This is a genomic window from Pseudomonas sp. C9 (assembly GCF_002000165.1).
Taxonomy (GTDB): domain Bacteria; phylum Pseudomonadota; class Gammaproteobacteria; order Pseudomonadales; family Pseudomonadaceae; genus Aquipseudomonas.
In genome coordinates this window covers 406398-424916 of record NZ_MPAK01000001.1, presented here as the reverse complement: position 1 = coordinate 424916, position 18519 = coordinate 406398, and the positions used below count along the sequence as shown (strand labels likewise).

Genomic DNA, 18519 nt, shown 5'->3' with positions numbered 1-18519 from the left:
GAATCCACAGTCGATTGCTGCCTTCGCGACAGGCAGCAATCGGCCCAGACTGTGTAAAAAACGAATGTCGGCTTGAAGCTACCGCTTATACGTTGAATCTGAAAACGCTCAGTTAGTCAGCATGGATTTCGAGAACAAAATGACCGACCTACATAGGACCATTGGTCGCATTCACTGAACATAGGTAGCAAAATAGCAGAAACCCGCTATTACGTTAGTAACTGCCACTTCGTTCATTGCAGATCGTCACAGGAACGCCCCACGATGCGAAACGCACTTAAGCATTCGAAACTTCGTTTGGGTTTTTTACTGGGTGTTATTTCAATGGGGCTGACCGCTTGCGCCAGCGACGATAACATTACTGCACCTACTAAAGTCATTACTCAGCCACCTATCGATGACAGCGAGACTTCGTCTGTGCGTGTCACTACTAGTTGGCTGCAACACTCGTTTAGCCAATCTGACTGCCTGAAGCACGCCAGAGCGGCTCTTACAAAAGCGAGATATTTTGTTGATGCAGGGGACCGATCAGTCTTTGGGTTGCGTGAAGGTATGACTTTTTCGATTCGCTGTGACTACGAAGGCGTTGCTTTTTTCGCAGTGGCTTATCGCCACAGGCCAAGTCCTCAAGCCCAGGATCGGGTCTTGAATGAAATCACCCGGCTATTTTAAGGACTACAGGCTAGAGGTATAGGGGCCGCTTTATGGAATGGACGCATCAGGTGTGAAGAAAAACGCCAGGCCAAGGATCAGGTACACCGCCAGCAATTGCACACCTTTGAGCCAGTCCGAACGGCCATCGCCGGCGACCTGCCCGGTAATCAGCACCGCCAACAGGACGCTCAGCACCAACCCTGCGGAAAAGGCCAACCCCATGGGCGTCGGACCAATGAAATGGCTGGCCAATACCAGAATGGGAGCGACCAGCAGGGCCACCTGAACGCTGGAGCCGATCGCGATCGACAGCGCAAGGTCCATGCGGTTTTTCATGGCGGCCGAGACGGCTGAGACATGCTCGGCGGCATTGCCGAGGATGGCCACGACAAATACACCGACAAAGAGGTTGCTCAGGCCGAGCTGATGAGCACTGGGTTCGATGGCGCCGACCAGAATCTCGCTGATCCACGCGATCAGTACCGTCGACCCGCCAAGCACCAGCAACGCTTTGCGCGTTGACCAGGGACGCGGTTGATCCGGGCTTTGCTCGGTGTTGGATGTACCGGAAAACAGGCTTTTGTGGGTGACCAGCGAATACACCAGGAACAAGCCGTATACCACCAGCAAAATCAGCGAGATGTACAGACTCAGCGACTGCAGACCCTGTGGATTTCGGGGCGTGATGACGGCGTTGTAGGCAGCCGGGAGAATCAGCGCGATGGTAGCCAGGGTCAGTAGGGTAGCCTGGGAGCGCGCCCCGGAAATGTTGTATTGCTGTTCATGGTGACGACACCCGCCAGCCAGCATGGCCACGCCCAACACCAGCAGGATGTTGCCGACGATGGACCCGACGATAGACGCTTTCACCACATCAAAGAGACCCGCGCGCAAGGCGCTCAGGGCAATGATCAGCTCGGTCGCGTTGCCGAACGTCGCATTCAGCAGCCCGCCAACGCCCTCGCCGGAGCGTTCCGCCAGATGCTCGGTAGCCCGTCCCAACCAACCTGCGAGCGGCACTATGGCCAGGGCCGCCATCAGGAAGACCAGCAGATGGAAGTCTGCTGCGACATATTCCACGACAATGGCGATGGGAACGAAAACCAGCATCCAGTTGAGCATCGAAGTCTTCCTCGCGCTGATGCGAAGTGATCCATGGGGACGGAAGTCTCGTAAGGATGGTCGGCAAACGTCATCTCGTCTAAAAACTTTGTGAAGTTGACGTCGGGCCGCCAAGTCGGGTCAGCGAGGTATTGGAAATGGTTCTGGATAACTCAGGCATCAACTAACGGGACGGATGTATTGATAGTTTGTAGCAGCGCTATGTCCGCTGTAGCAGCTGTCGAGCCTGCGAGGCTGCGTAGCAGTCGCAAAACCTGCATACGCGGTCTTTCTGAAACACCGCGCGGCCTGATTTCACGACAGCTGCGCTGCCGAACGCAGCCTCGCGGGCTCGGCAGCTGCTACAGCGGACGAGCTGCTACAAGCTAAGCGAGGATTTCGAATGAGGTGCTGGCCAGGCGTTCGCCGTTCACCAGAATGTGCACCGCGTGTTTGCCCACATAGTGTTTGCGAGTAGTGAGCTCTTTGATCTGCTGAGAGCGACTGACGAACTCTGTGGCCTTGCCCGGCAACGTCAACGCCTTGAGCTTGAACACCTTCGCCGATGTACCGCCGTTGGCTTTGACGTAATCAATCGCGTAATCGATTACCAGTCGCTGACTCTCTGACACCGTGGATTTCACAGTGAACGAGAGGGAGATTTTCTCCCCCAGACGAATCACTGCCGGTTCAACTTTAACCCCGACCATCTCGACCTCAGCCTTGCCGCTGGCGCCAATGACGGCCAACGCTCGCTGATTGCCCTGTTTGATCAGACTGCGCAACGCATGTTTGGCAATCCACGCTGTGTGCTTGTTATCCAGCGGCCACCCTTCAATCAGGTCCAGCACCCAGTCGGGATGATCCTTGGTGATGTCATTGAGGTGGTTGGCCACGGACTTGCGCACATACAGGCTTTCATCAGTCTTTAGGTTGTCGAGGATCGACGCAGCCAGTGTCGGATCGGCCTGGATCTGTTCGAGTCGGAACGACCACGGCAAACGCGGGCGGCAACCTTCGCTGGCCAGGCGCCGCACGTGTTCGTTGTCATCGAGCGACCATCGCTGCATCAGCGCTAATGAGCGCGGAAGGTCGCTGCGCAGAAAGTGCCGGATCGCAAATTCCGAAGAGCCAAATGCGGTGAAGTACTTGAGCGCTTCCATCGACTGCTCGAAATCATGAACGCCATACATCGCCACGTAGTGCGGCAACGAGATGCTGACGAAGCTGCTGTTCAGGCGTGGGGCGAGGGTGCGCAATACTTCAAGGGACTCGTCATATCCCAGCGGCAGCACCGCGTACAGGCATTCGCTGACCCGGGCCATGCGTTGCATGATCGACAGGTCGGCGAGGCCTTCGTTGGCCATCTTCAGGAAGGCTATGGCGTTGAACCGGGGGTAAACCGCCGTCATTTCGGTCGCGATGTGTTTGAGGCGCTCGGCGTTGAAGATTTCCTTCAGCGCCGGGGCGGTCTGTTCGACGGCGGTCATGGGAGAGTCCGGTGGGCTGGGCGGCTCAGGTTATCGGGGTATTGATAAATGCCTCAAGCGTTTCCGCCTGTGCCGTGAATTTCGCGATCTGCGGGAAGCGCGCGGCATCGACCTGATCCGGCACCACCAGGTTGGTGAAGCTCCAGGCGACCGCTACTGTGATGCCGTCCTGTGCAATCGAGGCGCCGCCAGCCAGCGGCTGTTTTTCCAATTCGCGCTCAAGTGCCGCATAGGCCGCCGCCAATTGGCCTTCGACGCGTTCCACCCATGGTTGAAATTGAATATCGACGGGGCGCAGGTTGCGTTCGTAATAGAGCTGCACTGACTTCTCGCAGGCCGCCAACGCCAGGCCGGTCACGCGCAGTGCGCGCAGCCGTTGCTTGAGGTCGCTGGGCATCAGGCTTTTGCCAGGGCCGGCCAAGGCTTCCAGGTAGTCGATGATCAGGGTCGAATCCATCAACACATCGCCGTCGTCCAACACCAGCGTCGGCGCCTTGACCACCGGGTTGATCTGCTGGAACTGCTCGAAGTGCCGGAACACCGATACCGATTGGTGCTCCAGGTCGATACCCAGGTGTTGGGCGCAAATGGCCACACGCCGTACATAAGGCGAATCCAGCATGCCGATCAGCTTCATTAATGCATTCCTTTTAAAGGCCATTTCGGGACGGACAACCTTAGCTGAGCTCGCGCTAGCTGCAAACGGGTGGGGCTGGCGCAGCCGTTTGTCTTCTATATACAGCCGCTCGACGGAATTTCTTGCTATAAACGCACTCCGATAACCGCCGCAACGGTTGCTATAGAGCACTTTGCACACCTTGTCAGACAAATTCGCTGACTTTTCAGTTGCTGGGGCCTCACGTCGGCCTTAGACTGCCGCCCCTCGTAAATTGAGTGCCGGGTGGCGCTTGGAATTAAACGGCGCCTTTCCGATGGCCTCACCCGGTCAGCCGGAACGCTCCCTAATTCGCCTTAATGCACGTTTTTTTATAGAGATATCAATGACAAAGGACAAGTTGCTGGCCATGCCGGCGGATGACTACATGAATGCTGAGCAACATGCTTTTTTCTCCGAGCTGTTGCAGAACATGAAAGTCGAAACCCATGAGCGCATCGAACAGAACCGCATCGCCATCGAGAGCCTGGACACTCCGGCCGATCCGGCAGATGCAGCTTCTGTTGAAGAAGAGCGCACCTGGCTGGTAAACGCGATCGATCGCGACCAGCGCATGCTGCCTCAGTTGGAACAGGCTCTGGAACGCATCAAAGAAGACAGCTTCGGCTGGTGCGACGACAGCGGCGAGGCCATTGGCCTGAAGCGCTTGCTGATTAGCCCGACCACCAAGTACTGCATCGAAGCTCAAGAGCGTCACGAACAGATCGACAAGCACCAGCGTCAGGCCTGATTTCGTAGCGCCACGCATCGCGGGCGAGCCTCACTCCTGAAGGAGCAAGGCTCGCCCGCGATGCTTTTTTTCGTCCGTAGAAAACTTGTGCCCCTCTATTGATCTGCTGCAATACCCACTACTAATGGACCATAGATAATGGCGTTGTAGTGGCGTTAAATGCGAAGACAACAATTAGAAGATCGTGGGGTGACGAAGATGACGAGAGACGGATCTCTGGCGGCGGCAGCGCCTGCGCCAGTGCTTTTGCCGAAAAACCCTTGGCTGACGCCGACCCTGCAAAGCATCTCCCTGATGCTTTTGTTGTGTGGCATGACATTGGGTTACGGGTCGCTTTACCTTGGCCTGCCCTTGGCCGTGTTGATTATCTGGTTGCCTCGCCTGCGCTCGCGCGCTAACCCGCAAGACAACCCCGCGGACAGTGCCAGCGCCATCAGCGAATTGACTCGCGATCTTTCCTACACCACCAGTCATAACGCGTTGTCGGCGGCCGGAGTGGCCTATTCGGTCAAGCAACTGGCGGACAAACTGCAATCGCAGCTCAACGCGGCGGCGCAAATTGTCAGCAACGCCGAAGTGATGATCGCTACCGAACAAGTCACCTCCAAACTCAGCCGCGACGCCCTCGGCGCCGCCAGCGAAGCGCATCAAAGCGGCGCAGCGGGGCGTAAAGAGCTGGTTGAGTCCATCGCCCGAATGCATCAACTCAGCCAGCGCGCCAGCAACAGTCGCGAGCTGATCGAGGCCCTGAGCCTGCGCAGTGACGATATCCAGCGGGTGACGCTGGTGATCCAGTCCATCGCCAACCAGACCAATCTGTTGGCGTTGAACGCCGCAATCGAAGCGGCGCGGGCCGGGGAACATGGTCGCGGGTTCGCAGTGGTGGCCGATGAAGTGCGTGGCCTGGCGGCGCGAACCGCGACGGCGACCGGCGAAGTCGGCGAGATGGTTGCCGATATCCAGCAACGCACGGCTCAGGTCGTGGAGCAGATTCGCCAACTGTCCAGCGACCTCGACACGGGTGTCGAGCAAGTCGAGCACACGGGGCAGCACCTGGAAAACATTGCGCGATTGGCCGCTGGCGTCGAAAGCCAGGTCGGGGAAATCGCCCGGGGCGCGGACACCAATCGCGAACAACTCGACAGCCTGTTTCATGCGATCGAGCAGATGCGCAGCGATCTGGCGATCAGCGACCAACAGACCCAGCGCCTGGCCCAGGCCGCCGTGCAGATGGAAGGTCAGGCTGAGTCCATCAGCGAGCGCCTGGCCGAAGTCGGGCTGGATGACTATCACCAGCGGGTCTATGACTTGGCCCGCGAGGGCGCGATGCAGATTGCGGCGCGCTTTGAAGCGGACATCAGCCAGGGGCGAGTCAGCCTCGATGACCTGTTTGATCGCAATTACCAGGCGATCCCGAACACCAGCCCGCCCAAGTTCCAGACCCGCTTCGACCGCTATACCGATCAAGTCTTGCCGGCGATACAGGAACCGTTATTGCCGCTTCATGAAGGCTTGGTGTTTGCCATCGCCTGCACTCAACAGGGATATGTGCCGACGCATAACAACGTCTTCAGCCAGCCGCTGACCGGCGACGTGCAGGTCGATACGCTGCAAAACCGCACCAAACGCAAATTCGCCGACCGCACCGGTATCCGTTGTGGCAGCCATCAAAAGCCAGTGCTGTTGCAGACGTATACCCGCGACACAGGTGAATTGATGCACGATCTTTCGGTGCCGATCATGGTCAAGGGCCGGCATTGGGGCGGTTTGCGCTTGGGTTACAAGCCCCAAGTTCCTCGCTGAAAGGGGGCGATTGTTACGATTTTGGCAACGAAGCTATACAAGCTCGTTGCTGTTTCCTCGCGAATGAACTCATTAACATGCCTATGTAGTTAGGTTGCTAATGAAATTCGAGAGGCCAGCATGCAAAGCAAAGTGGATGTCGCAGTCATGATTGGTAGCGGTGTGCCCGCCTGTTTGCGCGCGATGGGGCAGAGTGTCTGTTGGGTTGTACTGCTCAACGGTGAGCGCCGGGGGACGGCGTTTTCCAGCCGCGATGAGGCCGAAGAGTGCAGGGCTGCCTGGTTGGCGCAATTGAGCGCTGAATCACCTGACAGCCTGCATTGATTGCGCGGGCTAGTGAAGCTGGTGCAAGCGCAAGTTCAAGTCATCGACCACCCGCGCCCAATCGGCGTCTTCGCGCAGTTGCTCTTTCAGAAAGCCGGCTTGTTGCGGGGTCCAGAACTCGGCGTCGATCATTTTCTTGTCGTCGGCCAACGGTGAGTGGCTGGCGATGAAATCATCGATGGCCTTCTGGCTGGAATCCAGGCCGAGTTGGTCGAACAAGCCTTTCAAGTCGTGTGTGGGTGAATCCATGTTCATCTCCTTGCGGGCCGCGTCGAGTGCGAGATCTGAAGGGCAGCTTCATTGCATCTGAGGAGGCCGCGCTTCAGGAGTTCGATGGATGTGCCAAAGCAGGAAAGAGCATAGACGGCAAATTCGATGATCAGGCTTTCAATGCCCCCGCATCGACGGCAGCCTTCAGTTCCTTGGCCGATTCCTGAGCGGCGATAGCGGCGACTTCCGCTGTTTTGAACCAGCGATCTTTCTCGACCTGGTGATACGTCACCGTGGTCAATTTCGGTTTGGCGCGCATGACAATCACTGCCTGGAATTCGCCATCGATCTCTCTGGCTTCACCCCGGATCATAAACTCGCCGATATCAAATTCCGTCACGTAGCAGCCTTCCCTTGGAAATGTTTTGTTGTTTTGAACGCCGTCCGACGTGGGAACGGGTTTCATGGGGCGGGCAGTATGGCAGTTGTTGCCCGCCGGCGGCTGAGTTAAGTCGAGCGTTTGACGAAACGTCTATTGAAATGAATTCGGTGGACGCTTCATTCGCGTGATTCAAGTGAGCGAGCAAGTGCACACGCCTGGTTATGATCGCCGCGGAAACCTCTGACGCGTCCTGTGGCGGTTTCCTTTATGTGGAAGAATGCAATACCTGCCGGAACCACCTGAAACCTTGGTCGGGCAGGCTCTTCTGGGTGAAACCGAGGTGCTTCGAGCAACCCCTGATGCAGCGGCGAGGCGTTGTGAGCGTAAGGTGGCTGGGCGGTTGCAAAGTGAGTCATCGTGCACATATGAAGTCCTTTTCTTTATTTTACCGACGTATGTACGTCGTTATGGGTAGTCTCTGTGAGCGTCGCTGCTCTAGAATCGCCACCACGGGTTGGCGAATGGTGTTCATCTAAAGCAATTTTTTGCGGCTGATATGTCGGAAAAGTGCTTTTCTTGAAGCGTTTTTTCCTTACAGTTGGTAATCCGGTTTCCTCTGGCGGTAAGAAGGGCAATTTCCTTCAACATCTGACGACTTTGACGGAAGACGGCGCGAGCGATATTCCAGTAGGCTCGCTGACCTCGCGATGCATGAGCCCTCAGCCAGGATCAGGATTTCAACCCGGTTTTTTGAAAGACCATCGGCATGGCCGCTATTTTCTGCCGTGCGCTTTTTTGCGTGCGGCATCAATTTCAGATGTGGGGATGTTTCCTTGGCAGTAAGTAATCTCGATATGCATGCTTTGTTCGTGCTGGGTGATTTGCGCGCAAAGTTGGTTAAACAGTTTCAATCTCGTTTCGTCTACATCACCGAACAGAATGCCGAAGGCATTTATATTGCCGAGATCGACACCGAAGAAGCGCTGGTGGTGGACGATAAGCCAGGGCTCAAACTGAAGGTCGGTGATCATTTCAGCGCGTCTGTTCTACCCAGTCGCGAAGGCGGCAAGCTGGACATCAAGTTCCGCGAAATCAAACTGACGGTGTATGGATTGGGTGATTACGCATTTGTCACCACGCCCGACGGTCAGGCGATTGTGTTCAAGGAAGGTCATAGCGTGGTGATGGTGTTCGCCGCTCATCAACAATTGCAGGAAGGCCTGACCAAAACCCTGAAAGCCGTAACTGCCAAAGCCGCCAAGTGGCGCAAGGGCGAACTGGTGACTTTCAAGGCCAGTGAGTGATGTCGGTGACCCGCGCCGATTTCCATGAACAGAACCAGGCCAGTGCCCACACTGAAGCCCTGCGGCTGTTCGAGCAGAAGGCAGTTCTGCAGGGAGCCTGGCTGAGTTGGGTGGCGTCACAGATCTATACGCTGCGTCCGGCGGCGTACGCCAGCATGGTCAGAAGAGAGCTGGCCCGTTTGCAGGAATCTTCCGAAACGTAATTCGCATCCCTCGAAATCAGGATCCTCTACTACAGTCAATTGACTGAATATTTTGAGACTTGTGGTCGTTTATCAGGCCATCCTGCTATTGCTGTGAACAGCACGAGGTGCAAAAGCATGAGAGGATTTCGACGGTTGCTGGCGGCGTCCCTGGCCAGCGTCGGATTGTTAACATCTCCCGTCCCGATATTGGCGGCCCAGGCACCGATCCACTTCGCCGACCTGAATTGGGAAAGTGGCAGCCTGATCACCGATATCCTGCGGATCATCGTCGAGAAGGGCTACGGGTTGCCGACCGATACCCTGCCGGGAACCACCATTACCCTGGAGACTGCACTGGCCAACAATGACATTCAGGTCATAGGTGAAGAATGGGCCGGTCGCAGCCCTGTCTGGGTCAAGGCGGAGGCTGAAGGCAAGGTCGCGAGCCTGGGCGATACGGTCAAGGGCGCAACCGAAGGCTGGTGGGTCCCGGAGTATGTGGTCAAGGGTGACCCGGCCAAAGGCATCAAGGCGCTAGCGCCGGATTTGCGCAGTGTCAGCGACCTGCCTAAATATAAAGACGTGTTCAGCGACCCGGAAAGCCCGGGCAAGGGGCGCTTCCTCAACAGCCCGATCGGCTGGACGTCGGAAGTGGTCAACAAGCAGAAACTCACCGCCTATGGCCTGAACGACAGCTACGTGAACTTTCGCAGCGGCTCCGGGGCCGCGCTGGATGCAGAAATCACTTCATCGATCCATCGGGGCAAGCCGGTGCTGTTCTATTACTGGTCGCCGACGCCATTGCTCGGACGCTTCAAGTTGATTCAACTGGAAGAACCCCCCTTCGACGCCGAAGCCTGGAAAACCCTGACCGACGCCGACAATCCAAACCCGCAGCCGACGCGTTCGCTGCCCTCGAAGCTGTCCATTGGCGTGTCCACGCCGTTCCAGAAACAGTACCCGCAGATCGTCGAGTTCTTCAGCAAGGTCGATTTCCCCATCGATTCACTGAACAAGGCACTGGCCGATATGAGCGAAAAACACACCCCGCCACGCCAGGCAGCGGAAGCGTTCATGAAGACGCATCCGGATATCTGGCAGGCTTGGGTGCCAAAGCAGGTGGCTGACAAGGTCTCCGCCGAACTGAAGTAAGCCTGTGCCGCACACGTTTGTATTTCACCGAGTATCGCTATCACCGCCCGGAGCAATTTCGCTCCCACTGGATGGATGCCCGAAGATGAATCTGCTGGTCGCACAATGGATGGCTTCAATTTTTCTGATAATCAGCCTGGTCCACGTGTATTGGGCCTCGGGCGGCAAGCTGGGCAGCGAGGCGGCGGTGCCGCGAGTGCCCGGGGAGGGCGGCGCGCAATCAAGGCCTGCGTTCAAGCCGTCGGGAATCGTGACGTTGCTGGTGGCGGGGGCGCTGTTACTGATCGCCATGCTGGTGTGTCTGCGGGTCGGGCTGTGTTTGCCGGCGGTGCATGACAAGTGGCTGCAATGGGTGCTCAGTGCCATTGCGATACTGATGTTCGCCCGGGCGATTGGCGATTCGGAACTGGTGGGGTTCTTCAAAGAGGTCAAGAATTCGACGTTTGCCCGGCTCGATACCTGGGTCTATTCACCACTGTGCGTGGTGTTGGGGGCCGGGTTGCTGACGGTTGCCTGGGTTTGAAGTGCCCGGGTTGGCGCATGGCCGGGCAGGCCAATCCGGGTGATTCAGCGTGTAACCTTAGCTTCTGCCATCCGTGCGCCGACTACTCACCTCGGCCGGCACATCGTCGCCGGCCATGCGCTTGCGAAACAACGCCGCGCGCGCCAGCAGCAAGGTGGTCACCGGTACGGTTATCGCCAACAGGATTGGAATCAGCCAGGCATGCACCACTGGTGTCGATTTGAGCGCCGAAAAGTAAATGATCGACGCCAGTGCCACACACCATGCCCCCAATGTCGAGGCCAACGCTGGCGGGTGCATGCGCTGGAAGTAATCCTTCATCCGCACCAGGCCAATGGCGCCGACCAGCGCAAACAGACTGCTGAGCAGCAGCAGGATCGCCACTGGAATCTCGACCCACAGCGACAGTTCGCCATTCATTCGATCACCTCGCCACGCAGCAGGAATTTCGCCAGGGCAAACGAGCCGACGAAACCGAACAGGGCGATCAACAACGCCGCCTCGAAGTAGGTATCACTGGCATAACGAATGCCCAGCGTCAGCATCATCAGCATCGCGATGATGTACAGATAGTCCAGGGCCAGAACCCGGTCCTGGGCTGAGGGGCCCTTGAACAGACGGATCAGCGTCAGAATCATCGCCACGGAAAACATGAACAGGCTCAGCAGGACGGCGTTCGACAGCAGTGGGCTCATTCGAAGATCTCCATCAAGGGGCGCTCGTAGGTTGCCTTGAAGTGCTGGATGAACACGGCTTCGTCATCCAGATCGAACACATGCAGCAACAGGATGCTGCGATCCAGCGCCAGTTCCGACCAAACGGTGCCCGGGACCACGGTGCAGATCGCCGAGAGTGCGGCGAGGCCGTTGGCGTCGCGCAGGTCCAGCGGCACTTTGATGAAGCGTGAGCGTGGCGCGCGGCGACCGGCGTTCAGCACGCCCCAGGCCACGGCGAGGTTGGACGCCAGCACGTCTCGACCGACCACCAGGAGCAAGCGCAAGATGACGCCGGGGCGACGGATACGAATCGGCAGCGGTCGCAATCGGCGCATCATCAACGGTGCGCAGAAGCCCAGCATCGCGCCGAGCAACAGATTGCCGGGGCTCATCGACTGGTTCAGCACCAGCCACAACACCCCTAACGCCAGCGACAGCCAAGGGGCAGGAAACAGGCGTTTCACGGTTGCACCTCCAACATTGCCGCTTTGGCTTCCGGGCTTGGCACTGCGCGTGTGCCGAGCACGGCCATCACGTATTGCTGCGGGTTGTTCAAGGCATCGGCGGCCGCCTGGGTGTAACGCAGCAGCGGTTCAGCCTTGAAGGTCAGCGCAATACTCAGCCCCAGGAGAATGATGATCGGCACGCTTTCCAAACGGTGCAGCAGCGGCGATGGACGTTCTTGCGGGGTCCAGAAGCGCTGGATGCCCAGACGCGAGAAGGCGATCAGTGAGGCGAGCCCTGACAGAATCAACAGTGCGAGCAACCCCCATGCAGCGTTCGACACCGGTTCGCCAGCGCCATTGCCCAAGCCCAACGGGTTGAGGAGGGCGTTGAGCAGGCTGAGCTTGCCGATGAAACCGGAGAGCGGCGGCATGCCGATGATCAGCAGCGCGCAGGCAATGAAGCTCAAGCCGAGGAAGGCCATGGTCCAGGGAATCACCTGGCCAACCACGGCTTTCTGATCGTCATCGAGGTTGAAGCCTTTGGGCGGTTGCTCGGACAGCGTCGGTCGTGCGATCAGGTCGGCGTCATCGAACAGCGGCGCTTCATTGACCGAGCGGGAACGCTCGATCAACTCGGCCAGCAGGAACAGCGCGCTCATCGCCAGGGTCGAGCTGACCAGGTAAAACAGCGCCGCCGAGATCAGGTTCGGCTGGGCGAAGCCGACGGCTGACAGCAGAATCCCTGCCGACACCAGAATGCTCAAACTGGCCATGTGCTCCAGGCGTTGGGCCGCCAGAATCGCCAGCGCTGCGCAGACGATCGTTGCCATGCCGCCGTAGATCAGCCAGTCGCCGCCAAAGTAGGCCGATGCCCCGGCCTGGCCGGAGAACAGCAACGTCCACAGACGCAGCAGGGTGTAGACGCCGACCTTGGTCATGATCGCGAACATGGCCGCTACTGGCGCGCTGACCGAGGAGTAGGCCGGTACCAGCCAGAAGTTCAGCGGCCACATCCCGGCCTTGGCCAGGAACGCCACCGCGAGAATCCCCGCGCCGGCATGCAGCAAGCCGCGATCGGCTTGTGGCACCAGCGGGATTTTCAACGCCAGGTCGGCCATGTTCAGGGTGCCGGTGACGCCGTAAATCAGCGCCGCGCCAATCAGGAACAGCGACGACGCCAACAGGTTGATCGAGATGTAATGCAACCCCGCCGACACTCGCGGTCGACCCGAACCGTGGAGCATCAAACCGTAGGAAGCGGCCAGCAGCACTTCGAAAAACACGAACAGGTTGAACAGGTCGGCGGTCAGGAATGCGCCGTACAGCCCCATCAATTGAATCTGGAACAGCGCGTGGAAGCTGGAACCGGCGCCGTCCCAGCGGGCCATGGCGAACAGCAAGGCGCTGACGCCGATGATCCCGGTCAGCACCAGCATCAACGCTGACAGGCGATCAACCACCAGCACCAGGCCGAATGGCACCTGCCAGTTGCCCGGCAGGTACACACCGATAGAGCCGGGAACGCCGGTGGTCTGTGTCCATTGCAGCAGCAACACCGAAATCCCCAGGCCCAGAAGGCTGGAGAACAGGTTGATCCTGGCTTTCAGCGGACGGTGTTTTTCGCCGAGCATCAACATGATGGCGGCAGTCAGCAGCGGTAGCAGGATCGGGGCGGCGATCAGGTGCGTCATTGGATTCATTCTTTAGGCTCCCGGCCATCGACATGGTCGGTCCCGGTCAAGCCCCGGGATGCGAGCAGCACCACCAGAAACAACGCGGTCATGGCGAAGCTGATCACAATCGCGGTCAGCACCAGTGCTTGCGGCAGTGGGTCGGTGTAGTGCAGCAAGTCCTGCGGCACGCCGTCCTTGATGATCGGCTCCCTGCCGATGAACAGGCTGCCCATGCTGAAAATGAACAGGTTGACGCCATAGGACAGCAGGCACAGGCCCATCACCACCTGGAAGGTTCGCGGCCGCAGGATCAGCCAGACGCCGGACGCCGCGAGAACGCCGATGGCGATTGCGATGACTTCTTCCATCAGACGGCTCCTTGTGTGGCGACGGGTTTGGGCTGGGCTGCGGTTTTGTGGCCGCGAACCGATTGGTGAGCGAGGGCGGTGAGGATCAACAGCGTCGAACCGACCACCACGCCATACACGCCGATGTCGAAGAACAGCGCGCTGGCAATGTGAATGTCACCCAGTACCGGCAGGGTGAAATGCCAGGTGTGGGTGGTCAGGAACGGATAGCCGACCGCCATGGCCCCAAGCCCCGTGACCGTGGCAAACAGCAACCCGATGCCCATCCAGCGCAGCGGTCGCAGGCTCATTTGCGCCTCGACCCACTGCGTGCCGGCGACCATGTATTGCAGGATGAACGCGACCGACATCACCAGCCCCGCGACAAAACCGCCCCCCGGTTGATTGTGTCCGCGCATGAACAAGTAGAACGACACCACCAGCGCAATCGGCAGCAGCAGACGCACCAGCACTGCCGGGACCATCATGAAGCCCAGCGCGGTGTCGCTGGCGTGGCGCGGGTTGACCAGGTCGGTGACCACGTCCGGTGCCAGCAAGCGTTGCTGGGCTGGCAATTGCAGGCTTTCCTTGGGCGGGCGGAAGCGTCGCAGCAGGGCGAACACGGTCAGGGCCACTGCCACCAGCACAGTGATTTCACCGAGGGTGTCGAAGCCACGGAAATCCACCAGCATCACGTTGACCACGTTGCTGCCGCCACCTTCGGGCAGGGCACGGCTGAGGTAAAACGAGGAAATATCGTTAGGCGTCTGACGCGTCAGCATCGCGTAGGCCAGCAAGGCCATGCCGCCACCGACCACGGTCGACAACAGCAAGTCGCGGATACGCCGGATGCGCGCCTTGCGCAGGCTGCTTGGCAGTGGCGACACCTCTTCGATCCGCCGTGGCAGCCAGCGCAAACCGAGCAGGATCAGCACGGTGGTCACCACTTCGACGGCCAGTTGCGTCAGTGCCAGGTCTGGCGCGGAGAACCAGACGAAGGTCACGCAGGTCATCAGGCCGCAGACGCTGACCATGGTCAGAGCCGCGAGCCGGTGATACTTGGCCTGCCACGCCGCGCCGAGGGCGCAGGCAATCGCCAGCAGCCACAGGGTCACGAACACGATAGAGCCCGGAATTTTCGGTCGATCCCCCCAACTCAGGCTGCTGTGGAGCATCGGAATCAAGCCGGCCAACACGGCAGCGAGGACCATCAGGAACAATTGGGTTTGCAGGCGATGGGTGCTGATCCGGCGCACCAGACGGCGGGCCAGGCGCATCATGATCACCAGGCTGCGTTCGAACAGGCGCTTGCCATTCAACCGGCCAATGACCGGCGGGTATTTGAAGCGCCCGCGCTTGAACTGATTGCGCAGCAGCAGATAGAGCACGATGCCGCCGGACATGGCGATCAGGCTCATGATCATTGGCGCATTCAAGCCGTGCCAGATCGCCAGGCTGTACTCCGGCAGCGTCCCGCCTACTACAGGCAGGGCTGCGGCGGCCAGTATGGAACCGACCACTTGCGCCGGGAACATCCCCACGACCAGGCACGTGAACACCAGCAACTCAACGGGTGCGCGCATCCAGCGTGGTGGCTCGTGCGGGGTGTGCGGCAGATCGGTGGCGGTCGGGCCGAAGAACACATCGACGGTGAAGCGTAATGAGTAGGCGACACTGAATGTGCCAGCGATGGTCGCGACAATCGGCAGGCTCCACTCGATCCACGCCGTGGCATTGATGAACACGGTTTCGGCAAAGAACATTTCTTTGGAGAGGAAACCATTGAGCAGCGGCACGCCGGCCATCGAGGCGCTGGCGACCATGGCCAGGGTGGCGGTGAACGGGATGAGCTTGATCAGGCCGCTGAGTTTGCGGATGTCGCGGGTGCCGCTTTCGTGGTCAATGATCCCGGCGGCCATGAACAACGAGGCCTTGAAGGTGGCGTGGTTAAGAATGTGGAACACCGCGGCCACGGCGGCCAGCGGGCTGTTCAAGCCCAGCAGCAGGGTGATCAGGCCCAGATGGCTGATGGTCGAGTAGGCCAGCAACCCTTTGAGGTCGTTCTGGAACATCGCGCAATACGCACCCAGCAACAGGGTGCAGGCACCGGCGCCGCTGACGATGTAGAACCATTCTTCGCTGCCGGATAACGAAGGCCAAAGTCGCGCCAGCAGAAACACCCCGGCCTTGACCATGGTCGCCGAGTGCAGATAGGCCGAGACCGGTGTCGGCGCCGCCATCGCGTGGGGCAACCAGAAGTGGAAAGGGAATTGCGCACTTTTGCTCAAGGCGCCGATCAGGATCAGGGGTAACAGAAGCGGGTAGAGGGCATGTGCGCGAATCAGATCGCCGGCGGCCAGGACCTTGTCCAGGTCATAGCTGCCGACCACATGGCCGAGCAGCATGACCCCCGCCAGCAGGCACAACCCCCCCGCGCCGGTGACCATCAACGCCATGTAGGCGCCGCGTCGTGCGTCGGCACGGTGATGCCAGTAGCCGATCAGCAGGAACGAGAAGAGGCTGGTCAGCTCCCAGAAAAACACGATCTGGATCAGGTTGCCGGAAATCACCAGCCCGAGCATGGCGCCCATGAACGCCAGGAAAAATGCGAAGAACCGCGGCACCGGATCGTCCGGCGACATGTAATAGCGTGCGTACAGCGAGACCAGTGTGCCGATGCCCAGCACCAGCATCGAAAACAGCCACGCGAACCCGTCCATGCGCAAGACGAAGTTCAGGCCGAGGCTTGGCAGCCAGAAGAATTCTTCGCGGATTACGCCGCCATGGGCGATTTGCGGGTACAGGAACGCGACCTGGACGGTGCCGATCAGTGCGATCAGGCCCGCGAGCAAGGGGGCTGTATTGCGTGCGTTGTGCGGCAGGACGGCTGCCAGACAGCTGCCAATAAATGGCAGAAGCAGTAGAACTATCAGGGACATAGGCTTCTAATCTGCGGGAGTTTGTGAAGCATCATACGTGCCAGCTCCCGGATCACCAAACGCGAAGCTGTCGCAGAATCCTACACGGTAGACGGAAAAAGCCTGATTCACATTGTTTCAACGGGCCGGTTTAAACCCTTCTGGCCCCATCGCGAGCAAGCTCGCTCCCACAGGGGCCAGTTGTGTTCACACTCTGGTGGCACAACGCAGAACCCATGTGGGAGCGAGCTTGCTCGCGATAGCTATCTATCAGACGCCACAGATCTCGCGATTTAACCCTGTGTTTCCCGCTCCAACTCCGCCGCCGCCGCAGCACCTTTACCCTTGGTCTTCAACTCACTCACAATCACCGCCGCCACAATCAACCCCGCACCCACCAACGCAATCGCCGGCAGCCGCTCCCCGGCAATTCGCCCGACAATCCCGGCCCACACCGGCTCCCCGGCATAAATCAAGGTCGCGCGTGTCGGCGAGACACTCTTCTGCGCCCAGTTCATCGCCACCTGAATCGCCGCGCTCGCAGCGCCAAGGCCCAGCGCGCTGCACAACAGCAGCCATGAGAAGTCCGGAATGTGTTCCTGGGTCGGCACCACCATCAAGAACGACAACACCGACGTGGTCGCCAATTGCACCACGGTCACTCGACGCACATCGACCTGACCGGCATAGGTGCTGATCAGGATGATTTCTGCGGCAATCGCGATGGCGCTGATCAGCGTAGCGATTTCGCCAGGGCTGAAATTGAACGAAGCGCCGGCGGGTCCCGACAGCAGCATCAACCCGGTAAACGCCAGCATGATCCCGATGCTTGGCATCAGCCCCGGACGCCGCCCCAGTACCAACCATTGCAGCAACGGCACGAAGGGTACGTACAACGCGGTAATAAACGCCGACTGACTGCTGGGAATGCTCTGCAAACCCACCGTCTGCAAGCCATAACCGAGCATGATCGCCACCCCGATGAACGCCCCGGCCTTGAGTTCGAACAGGGTCAACGCCCGCAGGTGTCGCCAGGTGAACAGCGCGACCAGACTCGCGGCAGCGGCAAAGCGCAGACCGACGAAAAACATCGGTCCGCTGACGGTCATCGCATGCTGCACCAACAAAAAGGTTCCGCCCCAGACCATGGTGATCAGCACCAGCACGCACTCGGCTTTGCTGAACCGTGAGACGCGGGGGGAGGTGGGAGAAGAGTTCACTGACGTCATGACCTTGCGCGCTACTTGAGGGCGACGCACAATGCGCCGAATGTTGCGCAGTATACTGCCCAACCCCACCAAGTGAGCAATATAGTGCACAAAGATTCCACCCCGCGGGCTTCGGTCCTCCAGCACGTCAGCCAGAACGTCCGGCGCTTGCGCCACGCCGCTGACATGAGCCAGACCGTGCTGGCCGAAAAGTCCGGGGTCAGCCGCCGGATGCTGGTGGCCATCGAAGCCGGCGACAACAACGTCAGCCTGACCACCCTCGACCGCGTGGCCGAGGCACTGGACGTGAGGTTCAGCGACCTCATCCAGGCCCCGGACGCCCGTGACACGAACCGCATCAACGAAGTGGCGTGGGCCGGAGTAATCCCCGGCAGCAAAGCCGTTTTACTGTCCAAGGCCACCGCCACCCGCGAAGTGGAACAATGGGAATGGTGCCTGCAACCGGGGGAAATTTACCCGTCGCAACCGGACGCCGAAGGCTGGAGCGAACAGATCTACGTGTTCGAAGGCTGCCTGACCCTGATGTTGGGTGACACCCCGCAGCACATTGCTGCCGGTGAGTTCTTTATGTTCGCCAGCAACCAGCCCCATGCCTATCGCAATGACGGGCCGGTGGCGGCGCGGTTTGTGCGCAACGTGGTGATTTGACTGTTGGC

General features: G+C 59.2%; 23 protein-coding genes. 10 read left to right on the top strand and 13 right to left on the bottom strand.

The features are described 5' to 3' along the window. The first annotated feature begins 264 nt into the window (after window positions 1-264). Window positions 265-672 carry a hypothetical protein gene (locus BMS17_RS29550; protein WP_139348055.1) on the top strand — a complete coding sequence of 136 codons (408 nt, stop codon included), beginning with the start codon at window positions 265-267 and terminating at the stop codon, window positions 670-672. A gap of 30 nt (window positions 673-702) precedes the next feature. Here the strand turns inward: BMS17_RS29550 and cax are convergent, their stop codons facing one another. The 3 genes from cax to BMS17_RS01935 all read right to left on the bottom strand — a co-directional run bounded on the left by cax (window position 703) and on the right by BMS17_RS01935 (window position 3882). Further along, window positions 703-1776 carry a calcium/proton exchanger gene (gene cax / locus BMS17_RS01945; RefSeq protein WP_077430291.1) on the bottom strand — a complete coding sequence of 358 codons (1074 nt, stop codon included), beginning with the start codon at window positions 1774-1776 and terminating at the stop codon, window positions 703-705. Between the two features lie 365 nt (window positions 1777-2141). Next, on the bottom strand, window positions 2142-3245 hold the full coding sequence (locus tag BMS17_RS01940; protein WP_077430290.1) for a DNA alkylation repair protein: 1104 nt from the start codon (window positions 3243-3245) through the stop codon (window positions 2142-2144). Between the two features lie 25 nt (window positions 3246-3270). After that, window positions 3271-3882, bottom strand: a complete 612-nt coding sequence (locus BMS17_RS01935; RefSeq protein ID WP_046027609.1) for a glutathione S-transferase — start codon at window positions 3880-3882, stop codon at window positions 3271-3273. A gap of 364 nt (window positions 3883-4246) precedes the next feature. Between BMS17_RS01935 and BMS17_RS01930 the strand changes: the two genes are divergently transcribed. The 3 genes from BMS17_RS01930 to BMS17_RS01920 all read left to right on the top strand — a co-directional run bounded on the left by BMS17_RS01930 (window position 4247) and on the right by BMS17_RS01920 (window position 6778). Next, window positions 4247-4651: a TraR/DksA family transcriptional regulator gene (locus tag BMS17_RS01930; protein WP_007907888.1), complete on the top strand. Its 405-nt coding sequence runs from the start codon at window positions 4247-4249 to the stop codon at window positions 4649-4651. A gap of 159 nt (window positions 4652-4810) precedes the next feature. Continuing rightward, complete coding sequence (locus BMS17_RS01925) at window positions 4811-6454, top strand: methyl-accepting chemotaxis protein (protein ID WP_371916693.1); 1644 nt, start codon at window positions 4811-4813, stop codon at window positions 6452-6454. A gap of 120 nt (window positions 6455-6574) precedes the next feature. Next, window positions 6575-6778 carry a hypothetical protein gene (locus BMS17_RS01920; RefSeq protein WP_046027607.1) on the top strand — a complete coding sequence of 68 codons (204 nt, stop codon included), beginning with the start codon at window positions 6575-6577 and terminating at the stop codon, window positions 6776-6778. A 9-nt stretch (window positions 6779-6787) separates the two neighbouring features. On the opposite strand, the gene BMS17_RS01915 is transcribed toward BMS17_RS01920, so the two are convergent. The 3 genes from BMS17_RS01915 to BMS17_RS30530 form a co-directional block, all read right to left on the bottom strand. Further along, window positions 6788-7027 (bottom strand): DUF2789 domain-containing protein, encoded by a 240-nt coding sequence (locus BMS17_RS01915; protein WP_046027606.1) that lies wholly within the window; start codon window positions 7025-7027, stop codon window positions 6788-6790. A gap of 130 nt (window positions 7028-7157) precedes the next feature. Next, window positions 7158-7388: a hypothetical protein gene (locus BMS17_RS01910; protein ID WP_046027605.1), complete on the bottom strand. Its 231-nt coding sequence runs from the start codon at window positions 7386-7388 to the stop codon at window positions 7158-7160. 158 nt (window positions 7389-7546) lie between these two features. Continuing rightward, complete coding sequence (locus BMS17_RS30530) at window positions 7547-7795, bottom strand: hypothetical protein (protein ID WP_077430288.1); 249 nt, start codon at window positions 7793-7795, stop codon at window positions 7547-7549. 151 nt (window positions 7796-7946) lie between these two features. On the opposite strand from BMS17_RS30530, the gene BMS17_RS29545 reads away from it, so the two are divergent. From BMS17_RS29545 to BMS17_RS01885, 5 genes are all read left to right on the top strand, one after another. After that, window positions 7947-8213 carry a hypothetical protein gene (locus tag BMS17_RS29545; protein WP_139348054.1) on the top strand — a complete coding sequence of 89 codons (267 nt, stop codon included), beginning with the start codon at window positions 7947-7949 and terminating at the stop codon, window positions 8211-8213. Beyond that, window positions 8204-8674 carry a hypothetical protein gene (locus BMS17_RS01900; RefSeq protein ID WP_046027604.1) on the top strand — a complete coding sequence of 157 codons (471 nt, stop codon included), beginning with the start codon at window positions 8204-8206 and terminating at the stop codon, window positions 8672-8674. The genes BMS17_RS29545 and BMS17_RS01900 overlap by 10 nt, the downstream gene beginning before the upstream one ends. Continuing rightward, on the top strand, window positions 8674-8877 hold the full coding sequence (locus tag BMS17_RS01895) for a hypothetical protein (protein WP_046027603.1): 204 nt from the start codon (window positions 8674-8676) through the stop codon (window positions 8875-8877). Before BMS17_RS01900 ends, BMS17_RS01895 begins: the two co-directional genes overlap by 1 nt. Before the next feature lie 117 nt (window positions 8878-8994). Continuing rightward, on the top strand, window positions 8995-10011 hold the full coding sequence (locus tag BMS17_RS01890) for an ABC transporter substrate-binding protein (protein ID WP_046027601.1): 1017 nt from the start codon (window positions 8995-8997) through the stop codon (window positions 10009-10011). Between the two features lie 85 nt (window positions 10012-10096). Further along, window positions 10097-10534 (top strand): DUF3995 domain-containing protein, encoded by a 438-nt coding sequence (locus BMS17_RS01885; RefSeq protein ID WP_046027599.1) that lies wholly within the window; start codon window positions 10097-10099, stop codon window positions 10532-10534. A gap of 57 nt (window positions 10535-10591) precedes the next feature. Here BMS17_RS01885 and BMS17_RS01880 read toward each other — a convergent pair whose 3' ends face one another. The 7 genes from BMS17_RS01880 to BMS17_RS01850 all read right to left on the bottom strand — a co-directional run bounded on the left by BMS17_RS01880 (window position 10592) and on the right by BMS17_RS01850 (window position 17953). Continuing rightward, entirely contained in the window at window positions 10592-10954 is a 363-nt protein-coding gene (locus BMS17_RS01880) for a Na+/H+ antiporter subunit G (RefSeq protein WP_046027597.1), read from the bottom strand. Then, complete coding sequence (locus BMS17_RS01875; RefSeq protein ID WP_046027596.1) at window positions 10951-11229, bottom strand: K+/H+ antiporter subunit F; 279 nt, start codon at window positions 11227-11229, stop codon at window positions 10951-10953. The genes BMS17_RS01880 and BMS17_RS01875 overlap by 4 nt, the downstream gene beginning before the upstream one ends. Next, window positions 11226-11714, bottom strand: coding sequence for a Na+/H+ antiporter subunit E (locus BMS17_RS01870; protein WP_046027595.1), 489 nt, complete (start codon window positions 11712-11714; stop codon window positions 11226-11228). Before BMS17_RS01870 ends, BMS17_RS01875 begins: the two co-directional genes overlap by 4 nt. Then, the gene (locus BMS17_RS01865; protein ID WP_077430287.1) at window positions 11711-13396 is read right to left on the bottom strand and encodes a monovalent cation/H+ antiporter subunit D; all 1686 of its coding nucleotides are present in this window, start codon (window positions 13394-13396) and stop codon (window positions 11711-11713) included. Before BMS17_RS01865 ends, BMS17_RS01870 begins: the two co-directional genes overlap by 4 nt. Next, window positions 13393-13737 carry a Na+/H+ antiporter subunit C gene (locus BMS17_RS01860; protein ID WP_007944721.1) on the bottom strand — a complete coding sequence of 115 codons (345 nt, stop codon included), beginning with the start codon at window positions 13735-13737 and terminating at the stop codon, window positions 13393-13395. Before BMS17_RS01860 ends, BMS17_RS01865 begins: the two co-directional genes overlap by 4 nt. Further along, complete coding sequence (locus tag BMS17_RS01855) at window positions 13737-16655, bottom strand: monovalent cation/H+ antiporter subunit A (RefSeq protein WP_046027592.1); 2919 nt, start codon at window positions 16653-16655, stop codon at window positions 13737-13739. Before BMS17_RS01855 ends, BMS17_RS01860 begins: the two co-directional genes overlap by 1 nt. 272 nt (window positions 16656-16927) lie before the next feature. Further along, on the bottom strand, window positions 16928-17953 hold the full coding sequence (locus BMS17_RS01850; protein ID WP_077430286.1) for a DMT family transporter: 1026 nt from the start codon (window positions 17951-17953) through the stop codon (window positions 16928-16930). On the opposite strand from BMS17_RS01850, the gene BMS17_RS01845 reads away from it, so the two are divergent. Further along, on the top strand, window positions 17948-18511 hold the full coding sequence (locus BMS17_RS01845; RefSeq protein WP_077430285.1) for a helix-turn-helix domain-containing protein: 564 nt from the start codon (window positions 17948-17950) through the stop codon (window positions 18509-18511). The two genes, BMS17_RS01850 and BMS17_RS01845, sit on opposite strands and share 6 nt — an antisense overlap. Window positions 18512-18519 lie beyond the last annotated feature (8 nt).